11 protein-coding genes and 3 tRNA genes are annotated in these 8,791 nt (G+C 69.9%); 7 read left to right on the top strand and 7 right to left on the bottom strand.

Annotation, left to right across the window (positions count from 1 at the left end; genetic code table 11):
* The first annotated feature begins 307 nt into the window (after positions 1–307).
* Positions 308–565, top strand: coding sequence for an AI-2E family transporter (locus ACRDSQ_RS14830; protein ID WP_431421699.1), 258 nt, complete (start codon positions 308–310; stop codon positions 563–565).
* Here ACRDSQ_RS14830 and ACRDSQ_RS14825 read toward each other — a convergent pair.
* On the bottom strand, positions 529–1,455 hold the full coding sequence (locus ACRDSQ_RS14825) for a DUF3048 domain-containing protein (protein ID WP_431421698.1): 927 nt from the start codon (positions 1,453–1,455) through the stop codon (positions 529–531). The two genes, ACRDSQ_RS14830 and ACRDSQ_RS14825, sit on opposite strands and share 37 nt — an antisense overlap.
* 212 nt (positions 1,456–1,667) lie before the next feature.
* Here ACRDSQ_RS14825 and ACRDSQ_RS14820 point away from each other — a divergent pair, with 212 nt between their 5' ends.
* The 5 genes from ACRDSQ_RS14820 to ACRDSQ_RS14800 all read left to right on the top strand — a co-directional run bounded on the left by ACRDSQ_RS14820 (position 1,668) and on the right by ACRDSQ_RS14800 (position 4,427).
* Positions 1,668–2,429, top strand: coding sequence for a hypothetical protein (locus ACRDSQ_RS14820; protein WP_431421696.1), 762 nt, complete (start codon positions 1,668–1,670; stop codon positions 2,427–2,429).
* A complete protein-coding gene (locus tag ACRDSQ_RS14815) occupies positions 2,426–3,529 on the top strand; it encodes a DUF6923 family protein (RefSeq protein WP_431421694.1) in 1,104 nt (367 codons plus the stop codon). The genes ACRDSQ_RS14820 and ACRDSQ_RS14815 overlap by 4 nt, the downstream gene beginning before the upstream one ends.
* A 650-nt stretch (positions 3,530–4,179) precedes the next feature.
* Positions 4,180–4,251, top strand: a tRNA-Glu gene (locus ACRDSQ_RS14810).
* Between the two features lie 8 nt (positions 4,252–4,259).
* A tRNA-Leu gene (locus ACRDSQ_RS14805) sits at positions 4,260–4,336 on the top strand.
* Positions 4,337–4,354: 18 nt separating this feature from the next.
* Positions 4,355–4,427 (top strand) — tRNA-Leu (locus tag ACRDSQ_RS14800).
* A gap of 298 nt (positions 4,428–4,725) precedes the next feature.
* Here ACRDSQ_RS14800 and ACRDSQ_RS14795 read toward each other — a convergent pair.
* From ACRDSQ_RS14795 to ACRDSQ_RS14770, 6 genes are all read right to left on the bottom strand, one after another.
* The gene (locus ACRDSQ_RS14795; RefSeq protein WP_431421693.1) at positions 4,726–4,932 is read right to left on the bottom strand and encodes a hypothetical protein; all 207 of its coding nucleotides are present in this window, start codon (positions 4,930–4,932) and stop codon (positions 4,726–4,728) included.
* Positions 4,929–5,906: a hypothetical protein gene (locus tag ACRDSQ_RS14790; RefSeq protein WP_431421692.1), complete on the bottom strand. Its 978-nt coding sequence runs from the start codon at positions 5,904–5,906 to the stop codon at positions 4,929–4,931. The genes ACRDSQ_RS14795 and ACRDSQ_RS14790 overlap by 4 nt, the downstream gene beginning before the upstream one ends.
* A 132-nt stretch (positions 5,907–6,038) precedes the next feature.
* Positions 6,039–6,758 carry a Crp/Fnr family transcriptional regulator gene (locus ACRDSQ_RS14785; RefSeq protein ID WP_431421691.1) on the bottom strand — a complete coding sequence of 240 codons (720 nt, stop codon included), beginning with the start codon at positions 6,756–6,758 and terminating at the stop codon, positions 6,039–6,041.
* The gene (locus ACRDSQ_RS14780; protein WP_431421689.1) at positions 6,751–7,047 is read right to left on the bottom strand and encodes a thioredoxin family protein; all 297 of its coding nucleotides are present in this window, start codon (positions 7,045–7,047) and stop codon (positions 6,751–6,753) included. Before ACRDSQ_RS14780 ends, ACRDSQ_RS14785 begins: the two co-directional genes overlap by 8 nt.
* Positions 7,044–7,508 (bottom strand): hypothetical protein, encoded by a 465-nt coding sequence (locus tag ACRDSQ_RS14775; RefSeq protein WP_431421688.1) that lies wholly within the window; start codon positions 7,506–7,508, stop codon positions 7,044–7,046. Before ACRDSQ_RS14775 ends, ACRDSQ_RS14780 begins: the two co-directional genes overlap by 4 nt.
* A 127-nt stretch (positions 7,509–7,635) precedes the next feature.
* A complete protein-coding gene (locus ACRDSQ_RS14770; RefSeq protein ID WP_431421687.1) occupies positions 7,636–8,373 on the bottom strand; it encodes a Crp/Fnr family transcriptional regulator in 738 nt (245 codons plus the stop codon).
* 97 nt (positions 8,374–8,470) lie between these two features.
* Here ACRDSQ_RS14770 and ACRDSQ_RS14765 point away from each other — a divergent pair, with 97 nt between their 5' ends.
* The gene (locus ACRDSQ_RS14765; RefSeq protein ID WP_431421686.1) at positions 8,471–8,701 is read left to right on the top strand and encodes a DUF427 domain-containing protein; all 231 of its coding nucleotides are present in this window, start codon (positions 8,471–8,473) and stop codon (positions 8,699–8,701) included.
* The last annotated feature ends 90 nt before the right edge of the window (positions 8,702–8,791 follow it).

Here is an 8,791-nt window from a genome sequence, read left to right as displayed (position 1 = left end):
TCTTCCCGCTGATGCGTTTACCGACGATCGAGGGCACGTTTAGGTAATACACCCTGGATGCTGGATTCTCCAGTGCCAGCAAGGACGACACGCCAAACGATCAAGAAAGCCAGGAAGGTCCGGCTAGTCCCAGGCAAGTGATCTCGGCCGGAGCCCGCATCGGGCTCCGGCCGAAATCGTTTCGCCGGGATGGTGGCCAATCCGGCCCCCAGCGGAGGAGCGTTGGCCATGACCGCCGACCGCACCCGCAGGAGCGAGCCATCTCCATCAGGCACGCCCTACGCCGACGCGCGGCGCGGGAGGAAGCGTGTCCTATGTCGGCGCGTTCGTCGCCGGGTTCGTGGCCGTGCTCGTCGGGCTGGTGTCCGGCGGACCCCTCACGGCGTTGCTGGTTCTGGGTCTGAGTGTGCTCGTCCAGACCCTGGAAGGTGAAGTGCTGCAACCCTTCCTGATGGGCCGCATGGTCCGGCTGCACCCGCTGCTGGTGGTGGTGTCGATCGCCGTGGGCGTGCTGCGCGCGGTGCTGAGTCAGTTGCCGGGCACGAGCAACACCCAGACCGGGTAGGCCGACAGCGGCAGCGGCGCGCCGTCCAGGGTGCTGAACCGGGTCGGCGCGGACGCGTCCGGGCGCGACCAGGCCGCCGAGTGGCGCTGTCCGTCGCGCAGAACGGTGGCGGAACCGGTGCCGACGCTCGACACCACGGGCGAGCGGGTCCCGGCCGCGTCCTCGACGGCCTCGTCGGCCCGCACCGTCACCCGCTGCTCAATCACGGTCGCCGCGGTGACCTGGCCGGACTCGGTCGATGTCAGCGGCGTGCCGTCCAGTGACACCGTCCAGCGGCCGGATTCCGGAGAGGTGGAGGCAACCGACCAGGTGAAGGTAAACGTCGCCGCGACGTAGTCGACCCGGTGTGCGCCGGTGGGTGTTCCCGCGACCGGGGCGGCGCCGAACTCGAACGGTTCGGCGGTGGGAGGACTCGCGGTGTCCGGCAGGGCCGAGGGACGCACGTAGAGGTCGTGCGGGGCGCGCCTTCCCGCGTCCCGGGAGTAGGCGGACGCCACGGCTTCCGGTGACGCGTCGACCAGGTTCGCCGCGCGCAACGCGGGCCGCAACTCGGGTGCGGCGCCGGAGTAGGCGAACACCGGTTCTCCGTACTGGGCAAGGAGATCCACGTCGCTGCGGCGCGCGCTGCGCACCGGGCCGACGACCTCGGGCAAGGTGTCGTGGTAGATCGCGAGCAGCCGGGTCAGCCCGCCCTCGACCGGCTCCACGTACACGACTTCCGCAGCTCCCAGACCGGTGTGCGGCCGGGCCTGGATGACATTGTCGATCTTCACGGCCAGCGCCGCGGTCCCCGCCGCGGGCGTGCGCGGGGGAGTGCTTGGTGGCTCACCGCCGAACGTGTCCCGCACGGCGAACGCCGCCGCGACGGCCAAAGCCAAGAGGATGAGCACGCTGAACAGGGCGGTCCGTCCGGACCGCCGGCGACGCGGGCGCGCACCACGCACGACAGCCTCCCCAGTGCGACACCTCAAGAATGCGCCCGCCGTGCGCCACCGGAATCGGGGCCCTGCTCGGTCGTGGCGCGCCGACGGTGACAAGATCGCCGCAGCCGCGAGCGGATCACCGACTCGGTTCGGCAGTGACGGACCTGGGGGGAACCAGCGTGAACATCTATCTGGCCGGAGCCCTGTGGGTCGTGGGCGCCGCCGCGGTCGCGGCTTTGGTCGCGTACCTGATCCGCCGCGTCGGCGAGACCGACGGGATCGTGGAGAACAACGAGGCCGCGGGCCAGGTCTTCACCATCGTAGGCGGTTTGCACGCGGTGCTGCTCGCGTTCGTGCTGATCTCGCTGTTCGACGGGGTGGGCGCGGCCGAGGACGGCGCGTCCCGGGAGGCCGAGAGCCTGGTCGCCGCGTCGTGGGCCGCCGACTCGCTGCCGGAGCCCGCCCGCACCCAGGTGCACGACCTGGCCAAGTCCTACGCCGTCGCGGTCGCCGACCAGGAGTGGCCGAAGATGCGCGCGGGCGAGGAAGTCGCCGGACCCGGATGGGCGGCCCTCGACCAACTTCGCCGCTCGGTGGCCGACGCCACGGTGACCGACGAGTGGCAGCAAGGCCGCAAAGCGGAGGCGGCCAACCAGCCGTGGGAGGTCTACCAGGCCCGGCAGGCCCGGCTCGACACTGCGGCGGGCGAGGGGATCAGCGACGTCATCTGGTTCGCCCTGATCGTCGGAAGCATCCTGTCGGTGGCCTTGCCGATGCTCTTCGGCGGTCCGCGACCGGTCACCCACATCATCATCGTGTCGATCCTCGCGGGCACGCTCGCGCTGCTGCTCTTCGCGACCCAGCAACTGCAGAACCCGTACATGGGCGGCGCGAAAGTCGGGCCGGACGCGTTCGAGGCGGCCCAGGTCCGGCTGCGATGAGCCGGGCGCGGTGGGCTTTGGTCCCGGTGATCGGGTTCGCGGCGGTCGCGGTGTCCTCCGCTCCCGCGGCGGCCGCCGCGGGAGCGGTGTGCGTGGCGCTGCAGGTCCACGGCGCGGGCGGCGGACTCTCGGCGCTGGCCAGGGTGGAACTGCCCGCGGGCCGGGTCACCCCGGTCACCGACCTCGCCTACCGGGTCGACGCGATCGGCTACGCCGCCGGGCAGGACGTCGCCTACGGACTGGCCTCCCACGGCCGGTCCGGCGCGCTGTCCGGGGGTGGCCATGTGGTCACCATCGGCCGGGACGGGAAGGTCACCGACCGGGGTCCGCTGCGCTCGCCAGGGCAGGCGGCGGGCGCGACCGCGGGCGCGGTGGCGGGCAACCGCTGGTACCTGCGGTCCGGCCTGACGCTGTCGGTGGTCGACGTCGATCCCGCGAGCCGCACGTATCTCACGGTCGTGTCGACGGTGTCGCTGCGGTCACCGGGGCTGGCCCAGACCGTCGACGACTTCGACCTCGGCCCCGACGGGCTGCTGCACGGGGTGGCGACCCAGGGCAGGCTCGTCACCATCAACCCCGCCGACGGCGAGGTGCGGGAAATCGAGTCGGCGAACCTCGGCGGCGGGCGCGGCTATGGCGCGGCCGTCATGGGGGCCGACGGCATGCTCTACGTCCTGGGCGAGCACGTGCGCGGAAGCAGCGCGTGGTTCCGGATCCCGCTGCGAACCCCGTCCACGGTCGAGACGATCGTGAGCCCGACGTCGATGGACCACACCGACGCGGCGGGCTGCCTGCGGTCCGGTGCGGCACCGGCAGCGCCGGCGGTTCCCGTTGTGCCGCCCCAGCCCAAGGCGCAGTCGACGTCCCCGGCCGTGACCCCGGCGACCCCACAGGTTCCCGCGCCGCCCGCGGCGGGCGCGCCCGTGGTGCCGTCGCCCGCGAGCCCGCCGCCGAGCCGCAAGCGGTACAAGACCGCCACGACGGTCCCACGCGTCGACAACCGGCTCGACCGGACCGAGGAGAAGCGGCGCTGGGGCTTGGCGGTGCTCGTGCTCGTGCTCGCCGGGGGTGCCGGGGCGGTGCGTCGCACGCGCGGCTGACGGCAATTCGCGGAGTCGAATATAAATGATTGACTTCCGCCGACGAGCTGCGCCATGATTTGTGAAGAACAACGACAAGGGAGTTTGTGATGACGGGCATGCGGACGCGAGAACGGCGCAATGGCGTCGCGGTCGTGGCATGCCCGCTCGTGCTTCCCGTCCTTGGCCTTCCGCTGCTCGAGCAGCAACTTGGCAGCTCAGGCTCCCCGCCATGACGTGACACGTCATGCTCAGGGAGCCGCCATCGGGAAACCGGTAGGCGGCTTTCTTTATTTCGCGCACCCATTTACACGATTCACCACCTGCCGCACCTGTGTCGTTTAGACAATTCGGGAGGGGTGGACATATTCGCTCAAGGAGAGGGAGGGCGAAATGCTGCGGGCCACCCAGGACACGGGTTTCGAGCCGGCCGTCGCGGACTGCGACGCCACCACGGCCGATGAAGGTTTGGCCTCCGGGGCGTACTCGACGACCGCAAGCCACTTAACGGATGTGGCGGACTGCGGCTGATCGACGTGGACGCGCCGCCGTAACCCCTTGCGGCTACACCGACCCGCGGGCCGCACCGCCAGGACGGGCGGCGTTTGACCAGATCAGGGCGTCGACGGCGACGCTGCTGTGTCACGTCGATCCACGACACAGCAATACCAGGCGCGTTGGTCCAGCGGAATGGACACCGGCTTCTCACGCCGGAGACACCGGTTCGATCCCGGTACGCGTCACGTTCCACGCGGTCGTAGCCCAACCGGCAGAGGCACCTGGTCGAGGGCCAGGCCAGTCGGGGTTCGACTCCCCGCGACCGCACCAACCCGCTCCGGCGGGGAAGCCCCTGTAGCCCAACGGAAGAGGCACCGCGCTCAGAACGCGGCCAGTGCAGGTTCGAATCCTGCCCGGGGCACCGAAAACATGGGCAACATCAACAGCCGGGTGGCTGGTACTCGAAGACACCTACCAGGTGTGAGCACTAGCCGTTTTGGCTGGTCGGAGCCTTGTCCTGCTGATCTGTGGCTGCCACGGCACGGTTGCGTGGTGCTGTGGTCGACTGGCAGCACGGCCGCTCACTCCGCTCGGCGCTGCTCGCGCGGCTGCCAGTTGCACCCCCAGGAAAGGTTCGCCGTCACGCTCAAGGTCGAGCGCACCACGATCGAGCGATGGGAACACGGTCCAGTCGACCCAGCCGTGGCAGCGTCCTGGCCTCAGAACCGATCGGCGTTGAGCTGGTCCCGCCAACACCACCCACCAGCGACAGCCGCGAGCGCGAACCTGTCGCCGATATCGACGTCGTCCGCGCCGCGCTCCCAAGCCTGCGCCGTGCCCTCGACCGACTGGACCTGCCCGACGACCCGGCGCAGGGTGTCGACGTATGGTCGTGGCCGTTCCTTCCGGCGACTCGCATCACTCAATCAACCGTGCGCACCGTGATCGCCGCGTGGGCCTTCGACAGCGCGGCCATCACATCCGCACGGGTGACACCGTGGGCGATGACGTAGCCGAGCCGTCCGTAGGCGTCGATCGCCGGAGCGACCCGGTCACCCGGGTGAGCCGTGACCGTCACCTGGGTGACCTCGGCGATCGTGCGCGCCTCGTCGGTCCCGTCGATCGAGGCGAGCACGCCCATGTGCGGGGCGGTCAGGAAGCGGATGCCCGCGTACCCGGCCGGCACGCACCTCGGCTGGTGCGGAACACCGGCGGCCAGGTCCAGTTGTGCCGCGAGGAGGTCGGCTGCGGCGGCCAGGCGGAACAGTTCGGGGATCATCCCGCCCGCAAACACCGGTTCGAAACCCTTGTCCCGTGCGAGGGCCAGCGCCCGCATGCCCGTTCCGGTCGTGTTGGACTCCACGAAGAGCAGGGCGGGCCGTGGTGCGCTCTCGTCCTTGCGCAGGTGCGACCACGACGTCACCGGCGTGCCGGGCAGGACACGACGTGGCCGCGCCGCGCCCGGATGCTCGGGCATACCGTGCGCGATCCAGTGCTCGTCGGCGTAGACCGTGTCGGCGTAGCGGTCGCCGCGGTCGGGGAAGATCCCGACGACAGCCGTGCCCGGTGCCGACCGCAGTGCCACCTCGCGCAGCACCCGGTAGACCGAGCCGGACGTGTTGCCTGCGAACAGCTTCTCGGCGCGGGCCAGCTCTCTCGTCGCGTGGAAGGCCTCGTGATCGGCGAGCCAGTGCACCTCGTCGATCTGGTCGTGGTCGTGGTCGAGGTTGGGCGGGTGCAGGCTGTTGCCCAGACCGCTCTGCAGCCGCCGCGGCCAGTCCGTTTGTCCGAAAAGGACACTGCCGACACAGTCCACCCCCACGCGGGAGTTGCTGCCGTCGAGCGGGAGCGCCCAGGCGCCCGGCACCTCATCTCGTGGGCCGGGCTGACCCGACGCCATCGCGAATCCGACACCACAGTGCATCGCGGCCCGATCACCAATCAGGGCTCCACCCAATTAGGCGGTCGGTGATGGCCGGCCGGTCGTCGTGATAGGCAGCGAGGTAAGTGCGCCGGCTCGGCTCGGTGGTGTTCATCCGGTCGGCGATGGTGGGTGGGCGCCGTCGGCGAGGGCGGCCAGGCGAGCTTGGGCGCGGATGATGATCTTGCCGCGGCGCAGGTGGATGAGGTCGTGTTTGGCGAGTTCGCCCAGAGCGGTGGTGGTGCGTTCGCGGGTGGCGCCGACGAGGGCGGCGAGTTGCTGGTGGGTGAGCCGGATAGGTTCGTCCGGGGTGTGCCGGGCGAGTTGGCAGAGGGTGGCGGCGAGGCGTTCGCCGAGGGCTTTGCAGGTCAGGTCGGTGAGGCGGTCTTCGAGGTCGGCGATGCGGGTGGAGAGCTGTTCGGCGATGCGCAGGGCGATGCGAGGGTCGGTGAGGAGCAGCACTTGGACGTCGGTGCGGCTCATCAGGCACAGTTCGCATGCTTCGAGCGCTTCGGCCCAGGTGGCGCGCATCCGCAGGCCCAGCATGTCCATCTCGCCGAACACGGTGCCGGGGCCGAGCACGGCGGTGGTGACGCTGCGGCCGTCCGGCGCGATCCGATGCAGGCGGATCCGGCCGCGTTTGATGATGAACAGCACCGGCGAGGGCTGCAGCGGGGTGTAGACGACCTGTCCCGTCGCGACGGTGCGCATGGGGGCGTGAGCGCCCAGTGCGGCCATCTCGCGGCGGGACAGGTCGCGGAACAGGTCGACCTCGTCCAGGCAGTAGTGCTCGTCGGCCGGGAGTTCTGCGGGCGGCATCAGGTCATTCATCGTCACCCGTGGTGGCGGCGGTGTCCAGTCGACACAGCAGCTCCTCCCATTCCGGGTTGCCGAGTGAGATCACCTCGTCGTCCAGGAGGTAGGTCGGCGTGCCGATCACCCCTGGCGGTAGGGGCGCATCGGGTTGGTCGGCCAGGTCGATCACCTCGACGGGATGATCGGGCCGGGCCTGCCGCACCGCCTGGGCGAGTCTCATGGCAGTGCGGCAGCCGGCGCAGCCGGGTGCGACGTAGATCCGCAGCGTCGGCCGACCCCGGGAATCGTCGCCGCTGATCGTCACGAGCGGGCGCGGCGCCGCAGTCCGTACAGCACGGCGGCGGTGATCAGGCCGAAGATGGCATGGCCCATCAGGCTCAGCCACTGGTCCTTCTCGATCACGAACACCATGTCTTTCATCATCGGATCTGCGGTCACACTCAGCCAGAGCGGCATAAGCAGCAGCGCGCCGAGCACCCACCAGACGACGCCGTAGACCATGCCGGCGCCGAGCACCGGCCCGATCTTGTCGGCGATCCCGTAGGCGAGCAGCCCGAAGACCGCGCCGATGATCGCCGAGTTGACCAGGTGCACCAGGAATCCGACGAACGCGTTGTCGACGCCGATGAGCATCCCGACCATGGGCAGCATGCCCATCATGGCCATGAGCATGCCGAACACGATGCCCCCGGCGATCCCGGCGACGGCTCCGCTCCCTGCGCGGGATACCAGTCCCGAGGTCGTGGGGTGTGCGGTTGCGGACACGATCGGCTCCTTCCGTTCTTCACCGCCGGGGATCGGCGGTACGGGGCGAGCCTTGTCCGGTACGGGGGCCCGGTCGGTTACCTCGGTTACACAACCCGCCGGTGTCACCAGATCGTGACGAGGAAGATCATCCGGCGCGTTTGGTCAAGCCTTCCGGGTTGAGGATGTCGATGGCGGCATAGCGCACGCCGATGAGTCCTTGGCGTTCGAGGTCTTTGAGGATCTTGTTCAGCGAGGGGCGTTGCGCGCCGAGCATCGCTGCCAGGGTGCGCTGAGGTAGCGACACCTGGCCGTCGACAGCTTCGTCGAGCAGCAGCGCGGCGACCTGTTCGGTCAGGGTCCGGCCGAGCAGTCCGAGCAGCCGTGTCTGGCTGGCGGCCAGGCGCTGGGCGACGCTGGACAGCCAGCGTCGGGCGATGGGCAGGCTGGTGGCCAGCAGGTGTTCGAAGTCGTCGGCGACCAGCGACAGCACGGTGGCGTCGTCGAGCGCGCGGGCTGTGTAGGGCAGGGCCATGTCCAGCAGCAGCTGGATATCGCCGTCCACGTCTCCTGGGCGGAGCACTCCTACGACGGTGCGGCGGCGCCCGGAGCCGACCGAGAGTTCGACCCGCCCGTGCTGGACGATCCACACTTTGGTGGTGGGTTGACCGCCGTGAAAGATCACGGCGCCGCGTTCGAGGCGGTCCTGGTGCAGGGTTGCGGCCAGCGCGGTGAGCGCGTCGGGAGTCAGCGGGGCGGCCTCGCCGCGGCCGACGCACCGGGCGACCCATGCGGCCTGCCGGATGGCCATCTCATCGGCCGGAGCATTGCCGAGCAGCCGCATCGCCTGGTCCAGCGCGGCGGAGGGCAGACGGGAGAGCGCCATACGGTTCATGGTGTCACCGTGCTGACACTCTCGCCGCGCCGAGGGCCGTGGAACCGGGTGAAATGACACCCTGGTCGTGACGGAGGTATAGCGGTCGATGATGCGTGCAGTGTGGAACGGCGTGGTGATCGCCGAGACCCCGAGAACGGTGCGGGTGGAAGGCAACCACTACTTCCCGCCGGAGTCGGTGCGCCGGGAGTACGTCCTGGAGAGCCGGACCAAGTCGGTGTGTCCGTGGAAGGGCCTGGCCCGCTACTACACCGTGACGGTCGACTGCGAGGTCAACCCGGAGAGCAATAGTCAATACCTGTGGATCAAGATCTTTTAGGCGGCTGATGGTGGGGCGGCGTGGTCGTCGGGTCGTTCGACGAGTTTGCCGCCGGTGAAGGTGGCTCCTGCGCGGACGAGGGCGACGAGT

Source organism: Actinokineospora sp. (assembly GCF_050699995.1).
Taxonomy (GTDB): domain Bacteria; phylum Actinomycetota; class Actinomycetes; order Mycobacteriales; family Pseudonocardiaceae; genus Actinokineospora.
This window is presented reverse-complemented; position numbering and strand designations above follow the sequence as displayed.